The organism is Mesorhizobium sp. WSM4837 (assembly GCF_055811435.1).
In genome coordinates this window covers 1-25,563 of sequence record NZ_JBVVQE010000051.1, presented here as the reverse complement: position 1 = coordinate 25,563, position 25,563 = coordinate 1, and the positions used below count along the sequence as shown (strand labels likewise).

General features: G+C 63.3%; 23 protein-coding genes, 1 tRNA gene and 1 pseudogene. 16 read left to right on the top strand and 9 right to left on the bottom strand.

Annotation, left to right across the window (positions count from 1 at the left end; genetic code table 11):
- The first annotated feature begins 13 nt into the window (after positions 1-13).
- The 3 genes and pseudogenes from AC0L3D_RS25325 to AC0L3D_RS25315 form a co-directional block, all read left to right on the top strand.
- Complete coding sequence (locus AC0L3D_RS25325) at positions 14-1,126, top strand: ABC transporter substrate-binding protein (protein ID WP_128170923.1); 1,113 nt, start codon at positions 14-16, stop codon at positions 1,124-1,126.
- A gap of 23 nt (positions 1,127-1,149) precedes the next feature.
- Positions 1,150-1,983, top strand: coding sequence for an ABC transporter permease (locus AC0L3D_RS25320; RefSeq protein WP_128170908.1), 834 nt, complete (start codon positions 1,150-1,152; stop codon positions 1,981-1,983).
- Positions 1,983-2,783: pseudogene (locus AC0L3D_RS25315) on the top strand (ABC transporter permease); the annotation flags it as partial. The gene AC0L3D_RS25320 and the pseudogene AC0L3D_RS25315, both read left to right, overlap by 1 nt.
- A 92-nt stretch (positions 2,784-2,875) precedes the next feature.
- Here the strand turns inward: AC0L3D_RS25315 and AC0L3D_RS25310 are convergent.
- The 5 genes from AC0L3D_RS25310 to AC0L3D_RS25290 form a co-directional block, all read right to left on the bottom strand.
- Positions 2,876-3,940, bottom strand: coding sequence for a glycosyltransferase family 2 protein (locus tag AC0L3D_RS25310; protein ID WP_287375652.1), 1,065 nt, complete (start codon positions 3,938-3,940; stop codon positions 2,876-2,878).
- Between the two features lie 375 nt (positions 3,941-4,315).
- Positions 4,316-4,624, bottom strand: a complete 309-nt coding sequence (locus AC0L3D_RS25305; RefSeq protein ID WP_128170910.1) for a HigA family addiction module antitoxin — start codon at positions 4,622-4,624, stop codon at positions 4,316-4,318.
- Positions 4,625-4,649: 25 nt separating this feature from the next.
- On the bottom strand, positions 4,650-4,928 hold the full coding sequence (locus tag AC0L3D_RS25300; protein ID WP_128170911.1) for a type II toxin-antitoxin system RelE/ParE family toxin: 279 nt from the start codon (positions 4,926-4,928) through the stop codon (positions 4,650-4,652).
- A gap of 85 nt (positions 4,929-5,013) precedes the next feature.
- Positions 5,014-5,091: transfer RNA gene (locus tag AC0L3D_RS25295), tRNA-Thr, on the bottom strand.
- A 27-nt stretch (positions 5,092-5,118) separates the two neighbouring features.
- The gene (locus AC0L3D_RS25290; RefSeq protein WP_287180417.1) at positions 5,119-6,450 is read right to left on the bottom strand and encodes a dicarboxylate/amino acid:cation symporter; all 1,332 of its coding nucleotides are present in this window, start codon (positions 6,448-6,450) and stop codon (positions 5,119-5,121) included.
- A 238-nt stretch (positions 6,451-6,688) separates the two neighbouring features.
- Here AC0L3D_RS25290 and AC0L3D_RS25285 point away from each other — a divergent pair, with 238 nt between their 5' ends.
- The 3 genes from AC0L3D_RS25285 (at position 6,689) to AC0L3D_RS25275 (ending at position 10,936) form a co-directional block, all read left to right on the top strand.
- Positions 6,689-8,548 carry a sensor histidine kinase gene (locus AC0L3D_RS25285; protein ID WP_473646191.1) on the top strand — a complete coding sequence of 620 codons (1,860 nt, stop codon included), beginning with the start codon at positions 6,689-6,691 and terminating at the stop codon, positions 8,546-8,548.
- A 13-nt stretch (positions 8,549-8,561) separates the two neighbouring features.
- Positions 8,562-9,917, top strand: coding sequence for a sigma-54-dependent transcriptional regulator (locus tag AC0L3D_RS25280; RefSeq protein WP_128170914.1), 1,356 nt, complete (start codon positions 8,562-8,564; stop codon positions 9,915-9,917).
- A gap of 293 nt (positions 9,918-10,210) precedes the next feature.
- Positions 10,211-10,936, top strand: a complete 726-nt coding sequence (locus AC0L3D_RS25275) for a 3-keto-5-aminohexanoate cleavage protein (RefSeq protein ID WP_473646189.1) — start codon at positions 10,211-10,213, stop codon at positions 10,934-10,936.
- Positions 10,937-10,985: 49 nt separating this feature from the next.
- Here the strand turns inward: AC0L3D_RS25275 and AC0L3D_RS25270 are convergent, their stop codons facing one another.
- A complete protein-coding gene (locus AC0L3D_RS25270) occupies positions 10,986-11,816 on the bottom strand; it encodes an NAD(P)H-dependent oxidoreductase (RefSeq protein WP_473646187.1) in 831 nt (276 codons plus the stop codon).
- Between the two features lie 93 nt (positions 11,817-11,909).
- On the opposite strand from AC0L3D_RS25270, the gene AC0L3D_RS25265 reads away from it, so the two are divergent.
- The 7 genes from AC0L3D_RS25265 (at position 11,910) to AC0L3D_RS25235 (ending at position 17,846) form a co-directional block, all read left to right on the top strand.
- Entirely contained in the window at positions 11,910-12,833 is a 924-nt protein-coding gene (locus AC0L3D_RS25265) for a LysR family transcriptional regulator (RefSeq protein WP_128170917.1), read from the top strand.
- Positions 12,834-13,010: 177 nt separating this feature from the next.
- On the top strand, positions 13,011-13,547 hold the full coding sequence (locus AC0L3D_RS25260) for an Lrp/AsnC family transcriptional regulator (RefSeq protein WP_128170918.1): 537 nt from the start codon (positions 13,011-13,013) through the stop codon (positions 13,545-13,547).
- Entirely contained in the window at positions 13,544-14,707 is a 1,164-nt protein-coding gene (locus AC0L3D_RS25255; RefSeq protein WP_128170919.1) for a saccharopine dehydrogenase family protein, read from the top strand. The genes AC0L3D_RS25260 and AC0L3D_RS25255 overlap by 4 nt, the downstream gene beginning before the upstream one ends.
- 113 nt (positions 14,708-14,820) lie before the next feature.
- Entirely contained in the window at positions 14,821-15,609 is a 789-nt protein-coding gene (locus AC0L3D_RS25250) for an ABC transporter substrate-binding protein (RefSeq protein ID WP_128170920.1), read from the top strand.
- Between the two features lie 136 nt (positions 15,610-15,745).
- The gene (locus tag AC0L3D_RS25245; protein ID WP_236391119.1) at positions 15,746-16,417 is read left to right on the top strand and encodes an amino acid ABC transporter permease; all 672 of its coding nucleotides are present in this window, start codon (positions 15,746-15,748) and stop codon (positions 16,415-16,417) included.
- Positions 16,414-17,088, top strand: coding sequence for an amino acid ABC transporter permease (locus AC0L3D_RS25240; protein ID WP_128170922.1), 675 nt, complete (start codon positions 16,414-16,416; stop codon positions 17,086-17,088). Before AC0L3D_RS25245 ends, AC0L3D_RS25240 begins: the two co-directional genes overlap by 4 nt.
- Positions 17,089-17,117: 29 nt before the next feature.
- On the top strand, positions 17,118-17,846 hold the full coding sequence (locus tag AC0L3D_RS25235; RefSeq protein WP_128170924.1) for an amino acid ABC transporter ATP-binding protein: 729 nt from the start codon (positions 17,118-17,120) through the stop codon (positions 17,844-17,846).
- A 391-nt stretch (positions 17,847-18,237) separates the two neighbouring features.
- Here AC0L3D_RS25235 and AC0L3D_RS25230 read toward each other — a convergent pair whose 3' ends face one another.
- Both AC0L3D_RS25230 and AC0L3D_RS25225 read right to left on the bottom strand, forming a co-directional pair.
- On the bottom strand, positions 18,238-18,984 hold the full coding sequence (locus tag AC0L3D_RS25230) for a class I SAM-dependent methyltransferase (RefSeq protein ID WP_353728120.1): 747 nt from the start codon (positions 18,982-18,984) through the stop codon (positions 18,238-18,240).
- Between the two features lie 1,163 nt (positions 18,985-20,147).
- Positions 20,148-21,206 (bottom strand): adenylate/guanylate cyclase domain-containing protein, encoded by a 1,059-nt coding sequence (locus AC0L3D_RS25225; protein ID WP_473630049.1) that lies wholly within the window; start codon positions 21,204-21,206, stop codon positions 20,148-20,150.
- Between the two features lie 415 nt (positions 21,207-21,621).
- Between AC0L3D_RS25225 and AC0L3D_RS25220 the strand changes: the two genes are divergently transcribed.
- The 3 genes from AC0L3D_RS25220 (at position 21,622) to AC0L3D_RS25210 (ending at position 24,363) form a co-directional block, all read left to right on the top strand.
- Entirely contained in the window at positions 21,622-21,765 is a 144-nt protein-coding gene (locus AC0L3D_RS25220; RefSeq protein WP_287260806.1) for an NADPH-dependent FMN reductase family protein, read from the top strand.
- 336 nt (positions 21,766-22,101) lie between these two features.
- Positions 22,102-23,829, top strand: coding sequence for an adenylate/guanylate cyclase domain-containing protein (locus tag AC0L3D_RS25215; RefSeq protein WP_023797877.1), 1,728 nt, complete (start codon positions 22,102-22,104; stop codon positions 23,827-23,829).
- Positions 23,830-23,880: 51 nt separating this feature from the next.
- Positions 23,881-24,363 (top strand): GNAT family N-acetyltransferase, encoded by a 483-nt coding sequence (locus AC0L3D_RS25210; RefSeq protein ID WP_031254455.1) that lies wholly within the window; start codon positions 23,881-23,883, stop codon positions 24,361-24,363.
- Between the two features lie 854 nt (positions 24,364-25,217).
- Here the strand turns inward: AC0L3D_RS25210 and AC0L3D_RS25205 are convergent.
- The gene (locus tag AC0L3D_RS25205) at positions 25,218-25,499 is read right to left on the bottom strand and encodes an NnrU family protein (protein WP_473646185.1); all 282 of its coding nucleotides are present in this window, start codon (positions 25,497-25,499) and stop codon (positions 25,218-25,220) included.
- Positions 25,500-25,563 lie beyond the last annotated feature (64 nt).

The window sequence follows — 25,563 nt, the reverse complement described above, 5'->3', positions numbered from 1 at the left end:
AAACAATTCAGAGATGAGCGAAACCAGGAAACACGCCATCGAGACACTGTCTGCCAGGGCGGTGCGCGGCGAGATCTCGCGCCGGCAGTTCACGCAGCTGGCTGCGCTCGTGCTGGCCGGCACGCCGATGCTGCTGCGCTCGACCGGCGCCTTCGCGCAAGCCAAGGAACTGGTGCTGGTCAACTGGGGTGGTGACGCCATCACCGCCTATGACGCGGCCTATGGCCAGGCCTTCACCAAGGAGACCGGCATCACCGTCAAGATGGACGGCTCCGGTCCGACCGAGGGTGCGATCGCCGCACAATTCAAGAGCGGCGCCCCGACCTGGGACCTGGTCGACGTCGACCCGTTCTCGGCGATCACACTCGGCGCGCAGGGCATGCTCGAGCCGATCGACTATTCGATCGTCGACAAGAACAAGATGCGGCCTGGCTTCGGCTGGGAGCACGCCGCCTCGACCTATTTCTTCTCCTATGTCATCGCCTACGATTCCGAGAAATTCGGCAGCCAGGCACCGACCGGCATGGCCGACTTCTTCGACGTGACGAAATTCCCCGGCAAGCGCTCGCTCTACAAATGGGGCGTGTCGAGCTGGGAAGCGGCACTGCTCGCCGACGGCATCGCGCCGGCCTCGCTCTATCCGCTCGATCTCAAGCGCGCGCATGACAAGATCGCCGCCTTCAAGGAGAATGTCGTGGCCTATTGGGGCGGCGGCGCCGAAAGCCAGAGCGTGCTGCTCGACGGCGAGGCTTCGATGGCCATCGTCTGGTCGACCCGAGCCTCGCTGATCGAGCAGGATTCCGGCGGCAAGATCAAGTTCATCTGGGACCAGGGCCTGATCTCACCCGGCGCGCTCGCCGTGCTCAAGGGCAATCCCGGCGGCAAGGACGCGGCGATGAAGTTCATTGCCAGCGCCCAGGATCCGCAAAAGCAGCTGATCATGTTCGACAAGCTCGGCCAGGGCCCGGCCAATCCGGCCACCGACGCGCTGATCCCCGCCGACAAGAAGCGCATCAATCCGGTCGACCCCGAAAACATGAAGAAGCAGATCCCGCTCGACATGGAATGGTACGCCAAGAACTACGGGGCCGCACTCGACGAATACACGAAGATCATCTCCGCCTGATAGACCGGGATAACCGGGCCGAGATGAAAGCATATATCTCCGACAGGATGGGCGCGGCGCTGTTGATGGCGCCGCTGCTGCTGTTCCTTGGCGCCGCCTATGCCTGGCCATTCTTCGGCGTCGTCAATTGGAGTTTCACCCTGCCCGAGCCGGGGCTCGGGCAATATGGCACGCTGCTTAGCGACCCGCTGGTGCAGTCGGTGTTTGTCCGCACGCTGCGCATCGCTGCGATCGTCACGATCGTTTCGGTTGCCGCCGCCTACGCCATCACCGTGGTGTGGGTGCGCGGCACGCCGGCGCAGCGGGTGATCGCCGAGTTCTGCATCCTGGTGCCGTTCTGGATCTCGGTGCTGACGCGCGCCTTCGGCTGGGTGGCGCTGCTTTCCAATCGCGGCCTGTTCAACACCTGGCTGCAAGCGATCGGCTTCATCTCGGAACCGCTGACGCTGGTGCGCAACGAATTCGGCGTCATCGTCGGCATGACGCATTTCCTCATTCCCTTCGCCGTGTTTCCGCTGGCGTCTTCGATGCGCAGCCTCGACGACCGCGTGCTGCTGGCGGCGCGCGGGCTCGGCTCCAGCCGCATGCGCACCTTCTGGTCGGTGTTCGTGCCGATGACCCGCTCCGGCATCATCGGCTCGGCGCTCATCGTCTTCGTGTTTTCGCTCGGCTTCTTCGTGACGCCGGCGATCCTTGGCGGCGGCCGCAGCGTGATGGTCGCCGAGCTGATCTATCTGCGCATCTTCCAGAGCCCGGATTGGGGGCTGGGGGCGGCGATCAGCGTCGTGCTGGTGCTGTTCGTCGGTACGCTGATGGCGCTGCTGTTCCGCTATGTCAGACCGAAGCAGCTGATCTGATGCCGACCTACCGCCCCGGCCCCGTCTCGCTGATCCTCGCTGCACTGGTGGCGCTGTTCCTGCTGTTGCCGCTGCTCGCCGTCATACCGGTGTCGCTGACGCCGACCCGCATGCTGGCGATGCCGTCCGGCGAATTGTCGCTGCGCCACTACCGGGCGCTGATCGAGGATCCGCGCTGGATCAATTCGATCCTGCTCTCGATCAGGATCGGTGTCGTCAGCAGCGCCTTTTCCACCGTGCTGGCCCTGTGCTTCAGCCTCGGTGTGTGGATGTTCCAGCCGCGCTTCACCGCCGCGCTGGTCGGCTTCGTGCTGCTGCCGATGGTGGTGCCGCCGGTGGTCTCGGCGATCACGCTCTACTTCCTGCTGACCTCGATCTCCGGCGTCTCTTCGTTCTTCGGCTACGACACCTGGCTCGGTGTCGCCATGGCGCATGCGGTGATGACGGTGCCCTTCGCCACGGTGCTGATCCTGGTGTCGCTCAGCCAGCTCGACCGGCGCATCGACCTTGCCGCGCGCGGTCTCGGCGCCACCGTGTGGGAACGCGCCACCCGCATCATCATGCCCAACATCAAATTCGGCATCGTCACCGCCGCCCTGCTGTCCTTCGTGCTGTCCTGGGAAGAGATCGGCGTCACCCTGTTCATCACCTCGGTCAACGCCATCACGCTGCCCAGGCTGATGTGGATGGGCCTGCGCGACAATATCGACCCGGCGATCGCCGCCCTCTCGGTGATCCTGATCATCATCACGGTGCTGGTGCTGGCGGCGCGCAGTGCCGTGGTCAGGCTGCGCGCGGGGCGAGGAACCCAAGTTCTTGGCCGGCAGGCCAGAGGGGGGCGCTGTCCCGCCAACAGTCGAGCGATATGCGCTCCGCTTCGGGCGACGGTCTTCTACCCCATTGCGTGGCGAATGGTCTTGGACAGACGGCTCAGGAATGCCGGTCTAGACGATGCGTCGAGCTTCCACGACAGCACCGCCGTCGCCAGTTTCCGCGGCAGCACCCCGACCGACAGGAACCAGGCGGCAAGGACGGCGCGCCGGCGCAGCGACGCGGCCATTTCGAGGCTGGCGACGGCGCCCGCCGCCCCAAGCGCCAGCCGGGAATCATTGGCCACGGGGTGCCGGCGCCTGTCCGCGCACAGCGACGCCAGCCGCTCTTCCAGGTGGACCGGATCGTGGCGGACAGCCTCCGACGGGACGATGGTCAGGCCGATCCCGGAGGCTTGGTCCGACAGCGCCTGCATGCGGCGGAAGTCGTGGGTTACCCGCCAGCGTGCCCGCTCGGCGAGCTTTTCACCGAACACCGAATGGTTGGCGCCGTGGATCCGGTAGGCGCCGACGCATTCGTCGATGGACTGGACGTGTCCGTACATGGGCGCCAGCGTTACAAGGTAGCCATCGGCGCCCTGGCGGAACTCCGCCTCCGGTATAGGCATGATCGATTCGAGGGTTGTGCGATCAAAGGCCAGCCCGCTGGTCACAGTCGTCTGATAGCGGCCCTTGTGCAGGAGTTTCGGCATGACGTCACCGCTGTCAAAGGGCAGTTCGGGCGGCGGAAAGACGTCCTTGATGCGTTGTCGTTCGTCGACGATATGCAGCCTTGACTGCACCTGGGCAGTTGCCGCATCCCAGGTGTCGACGATCCTGGAAACGGCGGTCGGATAAAGAAAGTCGTCGGCGTCGAGGAACAGGACGATCTTGCCCGAGCTTGCCGCGAACCCGGTGTTGAACGCCGCCGCATGCCCGCCATTTTGCGCGCGCGGGCAGGCGAGGATCCTGTCCCCATATGATTCCATGATTGTCGTGGAATTGTCCTGCGAGGCATCGTCGACGACGATGACTTCGACATCCGCGTAGTCCTGCTCGAGGGCGCTGTCGATGCTGCGTTTGAGGAAACGCGCGTAATTGTAGTTCGGAATGATGATGGATACCGGAACCCTCGGGACAGACTGCATCGCGTTTGACCTCGCATCTTGCTTTGGTTTCAGCAAACCCGCGCGCGGGCCTGGTTCCTCCTCAAGCGCGTCCCACGAATTCCTGGGAGAAGGCTCGTGCCTTTCGTCAGGACGGGTCACGTCTCTTGCTTTGCGACTTCATGCTGAGGCCGCCATTGCCTTCAAGAGCTGCCGCCGAGATCATGGTCGACGGCAGCAAGGGCTCCGACGGCTCGGCTCGGATGACACGACAACCGAGCCTGACGGAAAGGCTTGGGTCGCGATCAGGTCGGGACCGCAGCGGACAGGCACCTTGAGGCATGGCGGATACTGGCCTTCAAATGCGGCTGGAGCAAGCCCCACGCCAAGACCAAAGGCTCACAAGCCTGTTACGTCTCAGGCGGCATGCAGCGTTGGAATGGCGCTGACATCCACTTCGCGCTCCGCGTGCCAGGCATCATACGCGGCCTGCATCCTGAGCCAGATCGCGGCGCCGTCGCCGAACATCTTCCCAAGGCGGGCGGCGACGGCCGGCGACACCGGCTTCTTCTCGCGGATGATGTCGTAAAGCTGCTGGCGCGAGATTCCGAGCAGATTGGCGATTTCCACCTTGGTCTTTCCGGTTGCCGGGATAATGTCGTCAAGCAGCGCTCCAGGGTGGGAGGGGCAGCGCTCCATCGGACGAATCGGCTCATACACGCTCATATCCGACTTCTCCAATCTGACCGCCTCAATGGTATTCTTCGAAATCGACGCGGGCGACATCAGTGCCGTCGAACTCGAATGTGATGCACCACGGCCCGTTGACATGCACCGTGTAGTGGGTCGGGCTGAAATCTTTCAAAGCGTGGAAGTCGAAGCCCGGCATGTTCATGTCTTCCGGCCTTTCCGCGACTTCCAGACGGTCAAGCCGGACAAGGATGCGCTCGTGCATCTTGGCGTCGATCTTTCCGGTTCCTCCGGTTTGAAAGAGGTCCGCCAGCGCCTTGTGTTTGAACGATTTGATCATGCAAAACGTAAGCACATTGCTTACGCAAGTCAACTGAGTGTAAGCAAATGATTTACGGGATGGTCTGCTATCAGCCGCTATCGCGCGGCAACCGGCAGGATACGACCTGCGACGATCGGCTTACAAGGCCGATCGTCTTTCCCGGAGCCGGCGAACCGGCTCCGGGCCGTATGGTGGCAGGCCTGAACAGTCACGCAGCCTGCAGCCCCGGCAGCGACAGATCGGCTTCCTCAGGCAAGTCGCCGGCCATCGCGGCAGCGAACCTGGTCTGGTCGAGTTCCCCTTCCCAGCGCGCCACGACCACGGTCGCCACCGCATTGCCGATGAAGTTGGTCAGCGCCCGGCATTCCGACATGAAGCGGTCGACGCCGAGGATCAACGCCATGCCGGCGACCGGCACTGCGGGCACGACCGAGAGCGTCGCGGCCAGCGTGATGAAGCCGGCGCCGGTGATGCCGGCGGCGCCCTTGGAACTCAGCATGGCGACGGCGAGCAGCAGGATCTGGTCGCCGAGGGTGAGCGGCGTGTCGGTCGCCTGGGCGATGAACAGCGCGGCCAGCGTCATGTAGATATTGGTGCCATCGAGGTTGAAGGAATAGCCGGTTGGAACGACCAGCCCGACCACCGAGCGGTTGCAGCCGGCGCGCTCCATCTTGGCCATCAGGCCCGGCAGTGCCGCTTCCGAGGACGAGGTGCCGAGCACCAGCAGCAGCTCTTCCTTGACGTAGCGGATCAGCGCCAGGATCGAGAAGCCGTTGTAGCGGGCGACCGAGCCCAGCACCACCAGCACGAACAGCAGCGAGGTCAGGTAGAACGTGCCGATCAGCATGGCGAGGTTGGCGATCGAGCCGATGCCGTATTTGCCGATGGTGAAGGCCATGGCGCCGAAAGCGCCGATCGGCGCGGCCTTCATCAGGATGGCGACGAGGCGGAAGATCGGCGTGGTCAATGCCTGCAGGAAATCGACGACCGGGCGGCCGCGATCGCCGACCGCGGCAAGAGCGAGCCCGAACAGCACCGAAAAGAACAGCACCTGCAGGATGTCGCCCTTTGCGAAAGCGCCGGTGATCGTGTCGGGGATGATGTTCATCAGGAAACCGACGATGCTGGTGTCGTGCGCTTTTTCGGTGTAGGTCGCCACCTTTGTGGCATCGAGCGTGGCCGGATCGATATGCATGCCGGCGCCCGGCTGGACGACGTTCGAGACGACGAGGCCGACGACAAGCGCCAGCGTCGAGAATGCCAGGAAGTAGATCATCGCCTTGCCGGCGACGCGGCCCACCTTCTGCAGGTCGGAAACGCCGGCGATGCCGGTCGCCACCGTCAGGAAGATCACCGGTGCGATCACCATCTTCACCAGCTTGATGAAGGCGTCGCCGAACGGCTTCATCGCCTCACCGGTTTCGGGATAGAAGTGGCCGAGCAGCACGCCGGCGGCGATCGCCGCCAACACCTGCACATAGAGATGCCGGTAGAACGGAAGTTTGCCGCGCGGCGCGGCGGCAGCGAATGCTGTCTGCATGACGTCCTCCATTGTGCTCCGATCGAAAGCTCGACCTCCCGGAGCGTTTGCATTTGACCCAGCAGCCTCGTGACCGCTGAAGTCGTGTTTGCAACTGCCGTGCCAGACTGCGGGGAAGAGAATTTCTCTTTGATTTTATTGATGATTCTCGAACTGACGGTTCGTATCGCTCACACACAAAGTGCGGATACTCGCATGGCCGAATTGTGCTTTGTGCGAAATCATGCACAAATGGGCGATGCTGCAACGCCCCGCCGCTGCCTTGCCGTCGACGCCCGAGCAACTCGGCAGGCGAGCGCGCCGTGCCTGGCTGCTGTTTGCGGCCATCGCCCTTGCGACGGCCACGGCGGCACTTTACGGCGCTGGTCTCTATGGCCGTACCACGGAGCTCAGGGGACTGGCGGCGCAGGGCCGCACCGACGCCAATCTGAAGGTCGCGCTATTGCGCGCCGTTCTGGAAAGCCCGCGCGCCCTGCCCCTGCTTTTGTCGGAAGACCAGCAGGTACGCGACGCGCTGGCGCAGAAAAGTGCTGCTGCAATCGATGTGCTGAATCGCAAGCTTGAAGGGCTGGTCTCCGGCACCAAGGCCTCGGTACTCTATGTCATCGGCAGCGACGGACTGGCGATCGCCTCCAGCAACTGGCGCGACCCGATCAGCTTTGTCGGCAACGACTACCGGTTCCGCGACTATTTCTCCGCAGCGATGCAATCCGGAACCGCCGAATATTTCGCGCTCGGCAATGTCAGCAAACGCCCAGGCCTCTACATCTCGCGACGCGTCGGCGATGCTGCCGCACCGCTCGGCGTCGTCGTCGTCAAGGCGGAGTTCGATCAGCTCGAAGCCGACTGGCACGAGGTGAACCGCCCGGCCTATGTCAGCGACGAGCGTGGTATCGTCCTGATCACCAGCGTGCGGTCCTGGCGCTTCATGACGACGGCGCCGCTTGCCGCGTCTGATCGTGCCGCCATCCAGAACAGCCAGCAGTTCGGCGACGCACCGCTGATGCCGTTGCCGATCACGCGCCCGCAGGCGCTCAGCCCGGACACATCCATCGTCCACGCGGTGACGCCCGGCGGCAGCGACGCGGAATATCTCCGGCTTTCAGCCCCGGTTGCTTCGACCCCCTGGCGGCTCGACTATCTCGTCCCGGCCGAGGCGCCGATCGCCGCCGCGGCCCGTGAAATGCGGCTCCTTGCGCTCGGCGTCTTGGTCCCGTTGCTCGGCCTTGCTGCGTATCTGTTGTGGCGCCGGCAGTCGGGACAAATGCGGATCGCCGCCGAACAGGCGGCGCGCACCGAACTCGAGCGCCGCGTCGTCGAACGAACCGAGGATCTGAGCCGTGCCCGCGATCGGCTGCAGGCGGAGATATCAGACCATCGCAGCACGGAAGCCAAGCTGCAGGTGGTGCAGCAGGATCTGGTCCAGGCCAACCGCCTCGCCATCCTCGGCCAGGTCGCCGCCGGCGTCGCCCATGAGATCAACCAGCCGGTTGCCACCATACGCGCCTATGCCGACAACGCCCGCGTCTTCCTCGACAGGAAGCAGACCGCGCCCGCCGAGGAAAACCTCGGCGCCATCGCAGCATTGACCGAGCGCATCGGCACCATTACCGAAGAATTGAAGGCCTTTGCCCGCAAGGGCCGCACCCCCGCCGAGCCTGTCGCATTGCGCGGTGTCATCGAGGGCGCCGTCGTGCTGTTGAGAAGCCGCTTTGCCGGCCGGCTCGACGCACTGGCGATCGACCTGCCACCGCCGAGCCTCAAGGTCATGGGCAACCGGGTCCGGCTCGAACAGGTGCTGATCAACCTCTTCCAGAACGCGCTTGAAGCGCTGGACGGCCGCAACGACGCTCATGTGCGGGTTTCGGTCGAGGAGACCGCGGACGGCGTGATGGTCGGCGTGTCCGATAACGGACCTGGCATTCCGCCAGGGATTCTCAAATCGCTGTTCACGCCGTTCAATACATCCAAGGAAAAAGGCCTCGGTCTTGGCCTTGTCATCTCGAAGGATATCGTCGCCGACTACGGCGGACGCATCGAGGTTTCGAGCGACGGCTGCGGCACCCGCTTCGCCATCCATCTCTTGAAAGCAGCATAGTGGCCAAGGCAGCATGACGAACGACGACGCAGCGCCGGTCATCTTGGTCGATGACGACAGCGATCTCCTCAAGGCCACCGCGCAGACGCTCGAGCTTGCCGGCTTTTCGGTCTCGGCTTTTTCGGTGGCGGCCGAGGCGCTGGCCAGGCTCGACACCGGTTTTGCCGGCGTGGTGGTGTCGGATATCCGCATGCCTGAGATTGACGGCTTGCAGCTTTTCAACCGCATCCTGCGGCTGGACGCGGACATCCCGGTCATCCTCGTCACCGGGCATGGCGACATCGCGGTTGCCGTCAAGGCGATCAAGGACGGCGCCTACGACTTCATCACAAAACCCTTCGCCGCCGACCGGCTGGTGCAGAGCGTGCGCCGCGCCGCGGAAAAGCGCCGCCTGGTGATGGAGAACCGCGCCTTGCGCGAGGCGGCCGGAGAGGCGCAGGACGGCCTGCCGCTGATCGGCCAGACGCCGGCGATGGAAAGGCTGCGCCGCACGCTGCGCCAGATCGCCGACACCGATGTCGACGTGCTGGTGACCGGCGAAACCGGTTCCGGCAAGGAAGTGGTGGCCAGCCTTTTGCATCGCTGGAGTCGCCGCGCCAAGGGCAATTTCGTCGCGCTGAATTGCGGCACGCTGCCCGAGACGGTCATCGAGAGCGAATTGTTCGGCCACGAGGCCGGCGCCTTCACCGGGGCGCAGAAGAAGCGGATCGGCCGTATCGAGCATGCCAGCGGCGGCACGCTGTTCCTCGACGAGATCGAAAGCATGCCGGTCTCGACACAGGTGCAGATGCTGCGCGTGCTGGAAATGCGCGAGGTCACCCCGCTTGGCACCAACGAAATGCGGCCGGTCGACCTGCGCGTCGTTGCGGCCGCCAAGGTCGATCTCGGCGATCCGCGCCAGCGCGGCGCTTTCCGCGAGGATCTCTATTACCGGCTCAACGTGGTGACGATCTCCATTCCGCCGCTGCGCGAGCGCCGCGACGACGTCGCACTGCTGTTCTTCTACTTCGCCGAGCGCGCCGCCGCCCGCTTCCGGCGTCCGCTGCCGGCGGTGCCGGCCGCGGTGCACCGCCATCTCAGGGAGCATGACTGGCCTGGCAATGTACGCGAGCTCGCGCATTTCGCCGAACGCTTCGTGCTTGGACTGGAGGAAGACGCCGGAGTGGCATCCCCTGCCCCAGCCCAGCCGGATGCCGCCATGAAACTGCCGGAACGGCTGGAGCGCTACGAGGCCGACATCATCCGCGAGACGCTTAACCGCAACGAGGGCGACGTCAGGCGCACCATCGAAGCGCTGGGGATTCCGCGCAAGACCTTTTATGACAAGCTGCAGCGCCACGGCATCGTGCGCAGCGAGTTTTCGAGGTAGAGGGGCCAATGTCGGCGCTGCCCCTCATTGCCCTGCCAGGCATTTCTCCCCGTAGAACCGGGAGAAAGAAGCCTTCGCCGAGATTTCGCCAAAAACCAACGTTGCAGAAAGAGCGCCCGAGGTTGCAGGCCAGCCCCTTCTCCCCGTTCTACGGGGAGAAGATCCCGGCAGGGGGATGAGGGGCAGCGCCAACGTCTGCAAACGTCCCTCCCGCAGCAACTCTCCTGACGCGAACCGATTCCGGTTTTCGCCATCCTGCGCTACACTTGGTCCACTTCAACCGGACCACTCTCATGATTGTCCAGACCTGCATCAATGGCGCGCGCAGCGCCGATTTCCATCCGCAGCTGCCGCTTGATCCCGAAGCCATGGCGCGTGACGGCGCGTCCTGCGTGGCCGCCGGTGCGGCCGAGCTGCATGTCCATGCACGCGGGCTCGACGGCCGCGAAAGCCTTGCCCCGGCGACGATGGACCGGACCGTGTTGGCGCTGCGCCGCGCCTGCCCGGGAACGCTGATTGGCGTGTCGACCGGCGCGTGGATCGAGAACGACGACGAGCGCACACTTGACGCGATCGCCGGCTGGAGCGAATTGCCTGACTACGCCTCGGTCAACCTGAGCGAGAAGGCCGCGCCCGAGGTCATGCAAAGCCTGCCGCAGCGCGGCATCGGTATCGAGGCCGGGCTCGCCTCCGTCGCTGATGCCGAGCGCCTGGTCCGCCTCGACCATGACAACCAGGTGCTGCGCATCCTGATCGAGATTTCCGAGCAGGCGCTGGACGCGGCGCTGGAAGCCTGCGACGGCATCGCCGCCGTGCTCGACCGCGCCGGACTGCGTCGCGCCATCCTGCTGCACGGTGCCGACGCCACGGTGTGGCCGTTCGTGCACCGGGCGGCGGAACGCAACTGGTCGACGCGCGTCGGGCTGGAAGACGGCAAGGCGCTTCCGGACGGCACTACGGCATCCGGCAATGCCGCACTGACGGCTGCTGCGGTTGCGATCTTCCGGGCCGGTCGTTGATTCATCCCGTAGGCTTCGGGCGCCTTGCCGATCTTCTCGGGATGCTGCGTCAGGCCACGTCCCGCAAAGTCGAACGCGGCGTAGCCGATTTCGCGGTTGCGCGATCCTGGTGAAGCGCGAACCCTGCGGCGCCCGGGTCGCCCAGTTCAGAGCGGAGCTGCATGCTCGGGATGTGGTAGTCGCCGCCATTCTGCTGCCGGTAAGGAATGGGCCGGGTTGTCTCGAGCGTCCGCATCCTTTCGCGCAGCCGCTCCGCGACAGGCTCGAAATCGGCCTCCCCAAAACGATCCACTCTGTAGACGACGAACGGCGGAAGCACGTCATAGCCCGGATAGTAAAGGATCCCGTGATTGATCGGAAACAGCAGGTCGTCGATTGGGCCGTTGACGCCGCGGGCGGAGTAATGCTCCTCCCAGCCGCCGGCGGTCACGATCAGCATCGCGCGCTTGCCGGCGAGCATTCCCTCGCCAAAGCGGTCACCCCACCGCTTGTCGCTGTGCTCGCCGACACCATAGGCGAAGCCGTAGGCGTACACCCGGTCGACCCAGCCCTTGAGGATTGCCGGCATGGCATACCACCACAGCGGGAACTGGAGGATCAGCGTGTCGGCCCACAGCAGCTTGTCGATCTCTGCTTTAACATCTTCGGTTAGCGTGTTGGTCGCAAAAGCCTTTTTGGATGCCCCAGCCGGCAGGAAGCGCGCTTCGGGCGGCCACGACGGAAAGTCGGCACGGTCCACCTCGGCTTTCCAGCCATCGGCATAGAGGTCCGATATCAGCACCTCGTGGCCCTGGGCCTCGAGTTCCCTGATGGCGACGTCGCGCAGTGCGCCGTTGAGCGAACGCGGTTCAGGATGAGCAAAAACAAGCAGGACTTTCATGGGTCAACTCCGAAGAAGGACGATAGACGCTGAAGGTAGCCAGCCCCGGGATTATCCGCTACATCTGAGCAATGCATAAGATTATGCCGAATAATGGATAGGTCTGACGTGACACTCGAGCGCATGCGCACCTTCGTTCGCGTCGCCGAGCGCGGCAGCCTCTCGGCGGTGGCGCGCGAACTCGGAGTTGGGCAGTCGACGGTCACACGGCATCTGCGCGAGCTCGAGGAGGCTATCGGCGTGCCCTTGCTCAGCAGGACCACCCGGCGTGTCACGATGACCGATGAAGGCAGCCGTTACTATGCCGACGCCGTCCAGATCCTGCGCCTCGTTGAGCAGGCCGGCGATGAGGCACGGGGCACCCGCGGCGCTTCGGCCGGCACGATCCGGATATCCTGCACGGCGGCGCTCGGGGTCTTGCACGTCAGCCGCCTGATCTTCGCCTTTCAGGACCGCTATCCCGACATCGGGATCGATCTCAACCTCACCGACGAGCGCATCGACCTTGTGCGGGAGGGAGTCGACATCGCACTTCGCCTCGGTCCGCTCACCGACAGCTCGATGAAGCTGCGGGCGCTCGGCCAATCCCGGCGCCTGCTGGTGGCGTCGCCGGCCTATCTGGCGGTGCGGGGCAGACCGGCTGTCCCGCAGGACCTGCCTGGCCATGAAGGCATCCGGATGTCGAACATCGCAGGAAGCGACACGCTCGCCCTGCAGGGGCCGGGCGGCGAACGCCATGCGGTGCCTTTCGGCGGCCGATTTCGGATCGATCATGGGCTTGCAGCGCGCGAAGCGCTCGTCGCCGGGCGCGGCATCGCACCTGCCCATCACTGGCTTGTCGACGATCTCCTGGCGGCCGGCCGGCTGGAAGTGATCCTGCCGGACTACGCCCCGCCTCCCATTCCGCTGAGCATGCTGATCGTTCCGGAGCGCGCGGGCATTGCCAGGGTCCGGCTGCTGGTCGACTTTCTCGCCGAGCGGATCGGCGGCATTCCGGGGATTGGGAAGCCGCGTTAGCCGGCGTGTCCTCGGTCGGCTGCGGCACCGGCAAAACCCTCCGTCTTCCGGGATACACCGTCCGGCCTTGTTGACAGACGGCCGAACGCTCTTGCGATTTCAAAAGATACACCCTAAGCTGTTTTCATATCAGAAAGAAAACTCCATCATTTCTTTTCATTTATGAAAGTTTGAACGCTGCGGGAACATCTCGATCAGACCGACCGGCGACTGGTCAAGCTGCTGTCGCAGGATGCGCAGCTTGGCGTCAATCGCCTCGCCGAGAAGATGGCCGTCTCGGTGCCGACGGTGCGCATGCGGTTGCGCAACCTGCTCGACCGCAACCTGCTCAAGATCGTCGGGCTGCTCAACCTGACCGAGCGCCCAGAATTGATCTCGGCGATCGTCGGCATCAATGCGCAGGGGCGCGGCCGCGCTCGGGAACTGGCGCAGCGCATCGCCGAACTGCCTTTCGTGAACTCGGCCTCCGTCGTCACCGGACGCTTCGACATTATCGTCGACGTGACGGTGGCCGGCGATGTCGCCGATCTCTATCGCGTCACCAGCGAGCTGATCCCCGGCGCGGGCGAGCCCGGCGAAGTCGTGCGCAGCGAGACGTTCGTCGTCATGGCCTCCTGCAACAAATGGGTCAGCCTGCCCGAAGGCTGCTGGTCGGACGAGACCAAGCGCGACGAAACTGGGCGCGACGAACCTGGGCGAAAGGAAATACCATGAAGATCGCGGTTCTCGGCGGCCTCGGCCTGCAAGGCCGGGCGGCGATCGCCGATCTCATCGCCAGCGCCGATGTCGAAGAGGTCGTCTGCGTCGATACCGTGCCGGATGGCGCAGCCCGACTTGGCGGCCTGACCGACCTTACCCGCGTGCGTTTCGTCGTGCCCGACGGCGCGATCGCCCCTGTGTTGGCGAATGTGCTGGCAGGTGTCGACGCCGCCATAGATCTGTTGCCGCAGCCGCTGATGCGCGAGGCGGTGCAGGCCGCGATCGCGACGCGCACGCCGCTGGTCACCACCAATTACGGCAAGACGATCGCCGACCTTGCCCCCGCAGCGGAAGCGGCCGGCGTTTCGATCATGACCGAATGCGGGCTCGACCCCGGCATCGACCTTGTGCTCTACGCGCGCGCCGCCCGTCAGTTCGACGCCATCACCGCGATCGATTCCTATTGCGGCGGTATCCCCGAGCCGAAGGCGATGGCCAAGCCGCTGTGCTACAAGGTGAGCTGGAATTTCGACATGGTTCTGATGAGCCAGAACCGCGACAGCGTGCTGGTCGAGGATGGCCAACGGGTCGATGTGCCGGCCGGCCGCCAGCACGACAATCCGTTCATCCATCAGATCGAGGTCGAGGGGCTGGGCAGACTGGAAGCCTTCCCCAATGGCGATGCACCGCATTACGCCGGCATGCTTGCCGCCGCCAAGGGGCTGCAGCGCTCCGGCCGCTATTCGCTGCGCTGGCCGGGCTGGTCGGCGTTCTGGGCGCCCCTGAAGGAGCTCGGCTTCCTCTCCGAAGACAAGGTGCCCGGCGTTGGCGCCAGCCCACGCGAATTTCTCGGCCGGCTGCTCGGCCCGCAACTGAAATATGGCGCCGACGAGAAGGACCTGTGCGTGATGCGCAATGTCTTCTCAGGCACCCAAGGCGGCCGCCGCAAGACGGTGACCTTGGAACTGATCATCGAACGCGATCTCGCCTCCGGCCTGTTCGGCATGAGCCTAGGTGTCGGCTATCCCGCCAGCATCGTGGCGCAGATGCTGGTGCGGGGCGAAATTACCGAGCCCGGCCTGCTCAATCCACTGTTGCATGTGCCCGACGGCCGCTTCCTCGACGAACTGGCGAGACGCGGTATACGCGTATCCGAAACGATCGACCGGGACTGAAGGATTTTCGAACGGTGGTTCGCCGCCGGCAACGGCGCTGCCGCTCAAAAAGCACCCCCAAGGGGTGGAACAACAAAGTGAAAATAACAAACGACAACAAGGAGGAATGCCCAATGAAGATTGCCAAGCTTTTCATAGCAAGCCTTGCGCTCGCCGGCCTCACTGCCGCCGCCAGTGCCGGAACCCTCGACGAGATCACCAAGCGCGGCGAGTTGCGCGTCGCCGTGCAGACGCAGGGACCGCCCTTCTCGCTGGTCGGCGCTGCCGGCGAGCGCACCGGCAGTTCGGTCGAGCTTGCCGAACTGATGGCCAAGGAAATGGGCGTGAAGATCACCTTTTTGGATTTCGATTGGGACGGCCTGATCCCAGCGCTGCTGTCGGGCAAGGCCGATCTTCTGGTCGCCGATATGACGCCGACGCTGGCGCGGGCGATGAAGGTCGCCTTCACCAAGCCTTACATGTACACCGGCAGCACCGTCTTCACCAAGGCCGACGGCAAGTTCAAATCCACCGAGGATTGCAAGGCCAAGGGCACCAAGATCGCCGTGCTGCTCGGCGCCACCGGCGAGAAGGAGGCCAAGAAGGCTTTCCCGGACGCCGACATCAAGAGCTACAAGGGCGGCGGCCCGCTGCTGCTTGACGCCGTCAACAACGGCCAGGCCGATTGCGGCGTCAACGACGTCTCGGCGGTCAAGGGCCAGTCGACCGCCTACCCGGCGGGCAGCTTCACCATCATGCCGGAGATGCTGTCGAAGGAGCCGCTGGCCTTCGCCACGCGCTATGACGAGCAGGACCTGCTGACCTGGATGAACCTGTTCCTCGATCAGGTCAGCCTCGACGGCCGCCTGCAGAAGAACCTCGACTACTGGGTTAATTCCGACGACTGGAAGAAGGATCACTGAGTAGAGTGAATAGTGAATAGTGAATAGTGAGTAATAAATCGCTACTCACTACTCGCTATTCGCTATTCGCTAATCCCTATTCACCATTCACTACTCCCTATTTCAATATTCACCATTCACCATTCACCGCCCAGCGATGCTCGAAAATTTCAGCTTCCGCACCATTGTCGAATATCTGCCCCTGTTCGGGCAGGGCCTCGTCACGACCGTGTGGCTGTCTGTCCTCGCCTTTGCCGGGGCGCTCGCCGTCGGCATCGTGCTCGCCGCCATGAACCTTCAGCGCGGCCGGCTGTTCCGCATGCCGGCCAAGGCCTATATCGACGCGGTGCGCGCCACGCCCTTGCTGGCGCAGCTTTATTTCCTCTATTTCGGCCTGCCGCGGCTCGGCATCATCCTGCCTGAGCTCGTCGTCGGCATCCTCGCTCTGTCGCTGAACAGCGGCGCCTATGTCGCCGAGATCATCCGCGCCGGCATCCTGTCGATCCCGCGCGGCCAGGTCGAGGCCGGCGTCGCTTCGGGGATGACCTATGTCCAGCGCATGCGACTGGTCATCCTGCCGCAGGCGTTCAAGGTGACGATCCCGCCGCTGCTCGGCCAGGCGATCGTGCTGGTCAAGGATTCCGCCCTGCTGTCGCTGATCGCGGTCGCCGAACTGACGCGCGCCGGGCAATTGCTCGCCTCCGACCGCTTCATGCCGGCGGAAGGTTTCATCACCATCGCCGCCTTCTACCTGCTGCTCTATTACGGGCTGAAGGGACTGGCGGCGCTGTCCGGGCGCTGGCTCGGCCTGGCGGGGGCACGGACATGATCTGGCAGCAGCTGCAAAGCATAGCCGGCAGCTATCCCCTCGCCCTGCGCGGCCTCGGCATGACCGTGATGCTGTCGCTGGTCAGCCTGGTGCTCGGCACGCTGATCGGCTTTGGCCTCGGCATCCTGCGGACCGGCGGCAACCGGCTGATCAGCGGCGTGATCGGCGCCTGGGTCGACCTGATCCGCGGCACGCCGTTCCTGGTGCAGATTTTCCTGATCTTCTTCATCCTGCCGGAACTCGGCATCGAGCTCGACGCCTTCACCGCCGGCATCATCGCGCTGACCAATCTGGCCGCCTGCTTCATCTGCGAGATCGTCGTCGCCGGCATCCGCTCGGTGCCGACCGGCCAGGTCGAGGCGGCGCTGGCGTCCGGTCTGTCGCGCTGGCAGCGCATGCGCCAGGTGGTGCTGCCGCAGGCAATGCGCATCGTGCTGCCGCCGCTGGTCGGGCAATATGTGCTGTTGATCAAGGATTCCTCCGTCGTTTCGGCTATCGGGCTCACCGACCTCACCCGCGTCGGCTGGCTGGTTGTGCAACGCGTGCCGAACGGCCTGCTGGTCTTCTTCCTCGTCGGCCTCGGCTATTTCATCGTCTGTTATCCGCTGATCCTGCTGGCGCGCCGGCTTGAGCAGCGCATGGGTGCGGCCCATGGCGAGGTGCAGTTGTGACGTTGAACCTCAGCAAAAATGGCACCGGTATGATCGAGTTTCGCGGCGTCAACAAATGGTTCGGCGCGCTCAATGTGCTCAAGGACATCACGCTCAGCGTCGAGCCGCGCGAAGTGGTCGTCGTCTGCGGGCCGAGCGGTTCGGGCAAGAGCACGCTGATCCGCTGCATCAACGGGCTGGAGACGATCCGCGACGGCGACCTGGTGGTCGACAGCCAGCGCCTCGGCGACCCCGCCACCAACATGACGCGGCTGCGCACCGAGATTGGCTTCGTCTTCCAGTCCTTCAACCTCTATCCGCATAAGACGGCGCTCGAGAACGTGACGCTGGCGCCGATCCATGTGCGTAAGATCCCGCGCGCTGAAGCCGAGAAGGCCGGGCGCGAGCTGCTCGCCAAGGTCGGTCTTGCCGACAAGGTGAACGCCTATCCGGCGCAACTCTCCGGCGGTCAGCAGCAGCGCGTGGCGATCGCCCGCTGCCTCGGCATGCGCCCCAAGATCATGCTGTTCGACGAGCCGACCTCGGCGCTCGATCCAGAGATGATCTCGGAGGTGCTCGACGTCATGGTCGCGGTGGCAGAGGAAGGCATGACCATGATGGTGGTGACCCACGAAATGGGCTTTGCCCGCAAAGTCGCCCAGCGCGTGGTGTTCATGGATGCCGGCGCCATCGTCGAAAGCGGCACGCCGGATGAATTCTTCTCGCACCCCAAGACCGACCGCAGCCGCGCCTTCCTGAGCAAGATTCTGCGGCATTAGAGTCAAAACTCAACCAGCTGGCTGTCGCCAACGGCCGAGACGGGTGGAATGTTGCCATTCGTCTCGTCGATGGTAACGAGCAATTAGCGCCAGAAGCGGTCACTCCGTAGCAAGCCCTTGAATGACCGCAATGGGGCCTTAACGGTCAGTCGGCTTGCGGTGCAGGGGATAACGATAGCGGACATTCAACCTGCAAGGCCCGATGTCGTGGCCTGACCCCAGGCGGACCTCCCACCCGGTCTGCTTTTGCGTGGCTGTAATGACCGGACCTGACCTACACCGCCTTGACCACAGGGCGTGCAGCGATTCGCGAGAGGCGAGGGATTGTCGCCGCGTCAACCAGGAGGGCCTGTCTTTCGCAGCGCGTTCGGATGCTTTGCCGGAATGGGCGTTAAGCAGTGCCTCGGACTGCCCAGGCAACGCTCGCAAATCCGCGAGGGCCGTCGCTGTCGCCGCCAAGGTAAGCTGCTCTCACCGCGTCCCGAAGCCGGTCTCGCCTCGTCTCAGGTAGACCGTCAAAAAAGCCGCCAAACGTTCCCTGTCCGTAAACCATCGGATACCAGAAGTCTTCGAAATTTGCATAGTCCATACGGATCGCGAGCACCGTGTCTGCGACATCCGCAAAGCCTGCATGCTCGAAGACTTCGCGCAACTCTCCTTCGCCGGTCATCGGCTGCTTTGCGCTTGTCGGGCTTATATCGGCTGCTTCCGGCTCGATCGCGACGATTGCGTCCCAGAACAAACGCCAACTCGGCATGCCGCCGTAAGCCCAGACCGCAGCCGCGGCCCTGCCGCCGGGCCGCAGGACACGCCGCATTTCCCGCACCGCTCGATGCGGATCCGACGCGAAGTGTAGCACCAAGAGGGAGTAGACGCCGTCAAACTCCCCATCTCCATGGGGCAGCGCACAGATATCACCTTTTTGGGCTTTTATTCTGGGATCGGTCGTGCGCTTGCGCAGAGCGGTGACGAAGTCCTCCTCAAAGTCCACGGCCTCGATCGCTGCCAGATTGAGATAAGCCGCCAACGCCAAGGTCAGACTGCCGGTACCACATCCCGCATCGAGCACGCAGCCACCGGGTGGCACTCCCGAAAAATCGAGGAATGGTTCGGCCAGCCGCCGGCTCCAGCGTCCCATGATGGCTTCATAGCCATCCGCACCTTTGGCGACGAAATTTGATGGCATGTGATCCTCGACGCCTTTCAGGTGGTCTCCGTCAGGCTGAGCCCCTTTTGCAACGCGACTATGGCACATGTGTCAGGATAATCTATCCAGTGACGGGCTGATCCCTTTTTGCTGGTCCAAGAGCAGACTTGTTAACCACGTGCCGGATGTCCGCTTCTGGCGCAACGTGCTCGTTCTGGCTGTTGAGCCGAATGGCAACTTCCCATCCATTTCGGCCGTTGGCGGCGGCCAGCTGGTGGAGTTTTGACGCTGCACGTCGGCGTGCGAGATCGCCGCTGCCGGGACGGCCGGTCGCCGGCACGCGCTCGGGCGGGGGTGGGGTCGAATGTGGGGCCTACCCGATATGCAGGCGGCTGGTTTCAGCGGCAGGCCCAGTCGACAGCTGGGGAGGTAATGATCACAAATACCCACCGCTCGCTTCAACACAAGTGCATGGTCTGCGGTCTCCCACTGCACTGATCGGCCCCGACGATGTGGTGTGCGACCTGACGTGGAGCGCATCGCGTCAAGCCCTTGAGACCGGTTCGGGGGCCGCCGCCCGCCACTTAGTTACAGTAGCGATGCTGTGGTGGTGATCGCAATAGACGCGGTCCGGCGAGGTTGGCCCAGCACAAAAGCGGTGGCCGCCGGGCACTAACGGGTCTTCGCGAACCGGAAAGCGGCATTGACAGGAACCCAGCCTAATGAGGGGACGCCGCTCGTACTTACTTAGTCTGGCAATTTCAGGCATGATGTCTTTCAGGATCCTAGGGTTGGCAGTAGGCCATCGCCATGACGTACTAGTCTGCTTCCACCGTGAAGGGCAGCACGACCGTGTCGGGGTGAGCTTTCCTCGCCTTGGCTGGCTATGGACCACCATGTGGTATCGGGCGCTGCTTCAATGAAGTCCGAGGTTTGCTTTCAGAAGCCATTTGATTGCTGCTGGAGGCCACAGCTGCTGATGGTAGCTGCGCTTGGACTTTCCAAGACAGGAAGACCGTCGGACCCGCTGCGGCTCCACCTTTGCCGATTGTGTTTGCAGCTTCGCGGCGTTTGGCGACCATGTTGCGCCTTGCGACCGCCGAACCCGGCTGACGCGAGGTTGGAGCTCCAATGCGTCGCTTCAACCAGCGGCGTCAGAGTCCGTGTTCCGGTACGGTGAACAGGCTCACAGGGTCAGGGATGCCGCGGATGGGGAAGTCGCCCAGTTCCTCGACGGGCTCTTCGATCAATTCAGCAACCCTGTCGGACAGGAGCAAGCGCCGCCCGGTCGTTTTCGATAGCGGTTCGATCCGCGCCGCCAGATTGACAGTGCGCCCAATGGCGGTGAAGTCGAGCCGATCCCTGGATCCGATATTGCCGAAGAATACCGGACCGCGATGCAGCGCAATTCCCATGCTGAGCGGCCGCCAGGAAAGGTCGCGCGACGGCTCGCCGGACTGAGCCTCGTTCAGGCTGTCCACCGCAACCAAACCGTTCCGAGCGGCGGCGAGTGCCGCAGCGGCGGCGGCCGGCGCCGACTGCATGCCGAAAATGGGAAAGGCCGCCAGCATGCCATCACCGACAAATTTCAGGACCTCACCGCCTTGTTCATGCACCGCATCCACGAGACCTTCGAAAAAGGCGTTCAGCAGCCGGATCATCTCGGCGCTATCGATGCGATCCGAGAGGCTGGTGAAGTTGCGCATGTCGGATACCCAGATGACCGCCTCGATGGTCTCGCCAAATCCGCGCCTTATGTCACCGGCGAGGACCCGCTTGCCAATGCGTCGGCCGAGATACGCATCGAGCACGTGCTCGGCGATCTTGCCACGCGAGACGATCTCGACATTGAGCGCCAGAGCCGGGCGCAACGCCTCGACGGCTTCGATGGTGGCGCGGGAAAAGCCCCCTGCTTGCCGTGTGGCAAGCGTCATCAGCGTAAACTGGCGGTCGTCCCGCTTCAGCGCGAAGCCCCAATAGTCCGTGTATCCGGCCTCCGCGAGGGTCTGCATGATCGGGTATGTCGACTGCGCCACTGAATCCTGGGGGTTCACCCGAATTGACCGGCCCTCCTCGATGATCGGCCTGAGGGGGCTGGTCAAGTAGTCGGTTGTTTCGCGGACATGCGCGTTGACTTCCACCTCATCACAGACACCGAGATCTCCGCGCCAGTGCGCCGTGATGCCCACAAGCTGCGGATGCAGCGTCGACATGTTGAGCGTTGCCCGCTCGATCGGCTGGCCTGCCGCGACCAGTCGGGCGATGACGCCGTCCAGCAGCTCTGCCGGTCCGGCGGATGCTGCCGTCCCCGACATCAGCCAGTCGAGCGCCGTGCCATCATCTGTCGTGACTAGCGAAATGGGTCGGCGCCGGACCAACTGGAGATCAGGCGGATATTCCAATCCCACCGGACCAGTCGACAGCGATGCTTCAGCGAGTTCGGATCGTTGAGCCGGCATCATTCCTCGCGGCGTCATTCAAACGACAGATAGGCTTCCGAGGGGCAATCGCCAAGCTCCTATCATACGGCCTTTGAGCCCATCACTGTCTACAAACGATCTTGCCGACTTCTGCTTCTCCCTACGTTCCTTTCGTAGACTTCCGTGATCGGGAGCATGAGGTAGCAACATGTCCAAGCTGAAAATCGCGGTCATCATTGGTTTCACGCGCGATTCCCGTTTCGGGCCGGCGCCCGCACAGCGGATCTTCGAACTGGCCCGGAAGCGCGAAGAACTCGATGTGGAAATTCCCGACCTGAAGGCGAGAGGTTAGCGGAAAGGTGACTGCAAAGCCCTGTGCCAGCAGGTGGATCTGGTCACTCCGCCGAAGCAGGCGCCAGCAATGTCTGGCGCGACCTGCTCGCGCAGATGAGCCAAGGGCAACTTTTCGCTCTCTACGGTCATTCAGTTGCGAGCGTTGCATGACGCGATTTGACCCCTTACTGACCTTCTTGAGCCGGTGCTCTTGCCAGAAAGCACACATAGGCCGCGACCAGTGCTGATCCGTTTCTGACCTTCCTACGAGGTAGGCCGGGGTCGGGCTGATAGACTCGTTCACGAAGCGTCGGTACACTGCCGGACTGCTTTCAAATGAGAGCAATCGCCGCACATGACCGACGAACGCATCCAGCGTCGACTCGCCGCCGTAATGGCGGCCGATGTCGTTGGCTACAGCCGCCTCATGGAAACGGATGAGGCCGGCACGCTGGCCGCGCTCAAGTATCGACGTAAGCAAGTGCTGCAGCCGTTGGTCGCCAGGCACCATGGCCGGGTCTTTAAGGTGACTGGCGACGGCGTGATGGTGGAGTTCGCCAGCGCCGTCAATGCTTTGCAATGCGCCATAGACGTGCAGCATGCGATGGCTGCGGCCAATGCCGCTCTGCCTGAGAAGCTCCGTATTGTGCTGCGCATTGGCGTCAATTTGGGTGATGTGATGGTCGAGGGCAGTGACCTTTATGGCGATGGCGTCAACATCGCTGCGCGACTGGAAACCACCGCCGAGCCAGGCGGCATCCTCATCTCTGGAACGATCTACGACCACGTCCGAAATAAGATCGAGGTTGGTTTCGAGGATCTCGGGGCCCAGACCGTGAAAAACATTGCCCTGCCAGTTCGCATCTACCGCGTTTCCGGCACGCCGCCTGTTGTGACTTCCACATCCAAGGCCATCACCGACAAGCCTTCGATTGCCGTTCTGCCATTCACGAACATGAGCAGCGATCCCGAGCAGGAGTACTTCGCTGACGGTCTGGCGGAAGACCTGATCACTGACTTGTCGAAAGTGCCTGGTCTGTTGGTGATCGCACGCAACTCCACATTCGCTTACAAGGGGAGGTCAGTCGATGTCCGCTCCGTCGCCAGGGAGCTGAGGGTGCGCTATGTGCTTGAAGGTAGTGTCCGCAGGGAGAAGGCGAGGGTGCGGATCAATGCCCAGCTAATCGACGCGACGGACAGCAGTCACCTCTGGGCTGATCGCTTCGATCGCGATTTGGCGGACGTTTTCCTGTTGCAGGACGAGGTCGTCAGCACGATTGTAAGTGCCCTGTCCGGCGTGTTGCCGGCCGCGGTGACCACCAGCACACGTAGGACAGCAAGTCTCGAAGCGTATGACCTCTTCGTCCGCGGCCGCATGCTGGTGGTTCAGTCGCCCGAAAGCAACAGGGCCGCTCCCGTGCTCTTGGAGAGGGCCATCGAACTTGATCCTGGCTTCGCCGATGCTCATGCTTGGCTTGCGATGAGCCACCATTTTGCCTGGGCGTATTGGCTGGATGCTCCAGAGCGCCATCATTCGCTGGCTCTGGCGGCAGCCCGGCGCGCCGTATCGCTTGATCCGGAAAATGCCGTGGCCCATGCAATCCTCGGCGACGTGCTGATCTACGATGGCAAGCCGGATGAAGGCGCGGCGGAGCTGGCCACTGCCCTTCGGGTCAACCCCAATCATGCTGATGCCTGGGCATTCCTGGGGCAACTGAAGGCATTCGAGGGAAAGGCTATCGAGGGCATCGGACATTTGCGCCACGCCATTCGCCTCAATCCGCACCCGCCGGGGTGGTACTATTGGCTTCTCGGGCTCGCCCAATACGCAGCGGGTCAATACGCCGATGCCGTCGAAACACTCCGGCATGAGGCAACGCACCGGCTCGGCTCGCAACGTATCTTGGCTGCAAGTCTGGCACGGCTGGGGCATATGGAAGAGGCCAGGGAAGAAGCAAGGCAATTCCTCGCCTCGAATCAGGATTTCTCGATACAGCACTGGGCCAGCACACAACCGTTCCTGCACGAGGCTGATCGACAGCATTTCATCGATGGCTATGAAGACGCCGGCCTGCCACAGTAGGGCCGGACGTGGCCGCAACCCCATCCGTGCAAATTTGGATATCTAGCCTTGCTGACCATTCGCACAGCCACACTTGCCGACGCAGACGCCATTTGGAGCATACTCGAGCCCATCTTGCGGGCAGGCGAAACCTACGCGTTGCCGCCTGACTGGAGCCGATCCGACGCGCTGTCATACTGGTTTTCCCCGGATCACGAGGTGTTCGTCGCAGAGACGGACGAACTGGTGATGGGAACTTATTATCTGCACGCGAACCAACGGGGCGGCGGTGCCCACGTCGCCAACTGCGGTTATATAACCGCGCCGGACTCGGTCGGCCGGGGTATTGCAACGGCGATGTGCCAGCACTCTCTGGGTCGCGCGGCTGCGCGAGGCTTCCGGGCCATGCAGTTCAACTGTGTTGTCAGTACCAACGAACGCGCGGTCAAGCTTTGGCGTCATCTTGGATTCGACGTGGTCGGAACCATTCCGCAAGGTTTCGAGCATCCGGTTCTGGGGTTCGTGGACACGCTGGTAATGCACCGATCGCTCTGACTGCCTTGCGCAGGCGCATAGCAGCCCTAACACGCTGGTCAGATCGCGTCATGCAACGCTCGCAACTGAATGACCGCAAAAGGGTCGAACTCGGTCGTTCAGAGTGATTTGGGTTTTGGGGATGAGAGCGGCCGGCCATGAGAACTTCCCGAAATGTGAACGAGGGTGTCGGTAGCGCGCGCCTGATAGGGGCCACAAGCCACCCCACCCCCGCCACCGACGAACCCGGGCGGGGCGGGTGCCGGGGGCTACCAGCGCGACCCGAGCGGTGTCCGCGTTGCGGGCTCAGCGGCCTCTTGTTGCAGTTCTGCGGCGATTGGTTCGAACGTCGACGATGATGATTTGGCGTCGACCTTTCGTGGCGTGGTGCGCTTACTTCTCCTTGATACCAGCATCCGCGAGACGGCAGTGGGTGTGTAAGGCTTTCCGGCACTCGACAGATATCCCGCCCCAGCCAGCGCCTTAGCGACGTCGGCCAGGGTGCGTTGGCGGCCATTGACTGGATACCGATGCAGCTTCTTTGCGAGCGCAATCAGCTCAAGTCCGCCATCGAGTTAGCGGGAACTCCCGAGAATCGACGGAGGACATCTGAGCCATCCCGGGGACGCATTCGCTCCGATAATTGTATCCCGTACCGCTCGTGTTTGCAGCGTCGCGCGCGGTTGGCAAAGCAAGGCGCGACACGAGCCGAATTACTGCAACGTTGCCGCCTGGAGCCGTCTATGGATCAAAATTCTGATGTGCCGACCTTATGCCAAGCATTGGTTCACTGTGGCGTCCGCGAGGCGCTCGATCCGCGGCAACTGGTGGGATTCGCCAGGACATCCTCGAAGGCGCGCCGTCGCTGCGGACGTTCAAGCGAAGGGCGAGACTCCGAACAGCCAGCCGTGCAGCCAGAGCCCGAACAATGCGAAAGCAACCAAGCCGATGCCCACAGCAATCAGGTCGCTACGCGGTCGCACGACCGCGGGTGCCGGATCGCCGCGTGGAATGACGGCAATGAGATCGACAATCGCGTAAACCAGAAACGCTCCGAAGACTAGGAGCGAGGCAAGGTCGCCATTGGCCAGGAGGTGGCCGATGGCCCAAAGGATGATGCCCACCAGCATCGGGTGCTTCAGCCTGCGCGGCGACAATCAAGGTGAGACTCAGCGTCAATCAGGATGAGACTCGGCGGCGGGGGTGTGACGAAGGGAGGGC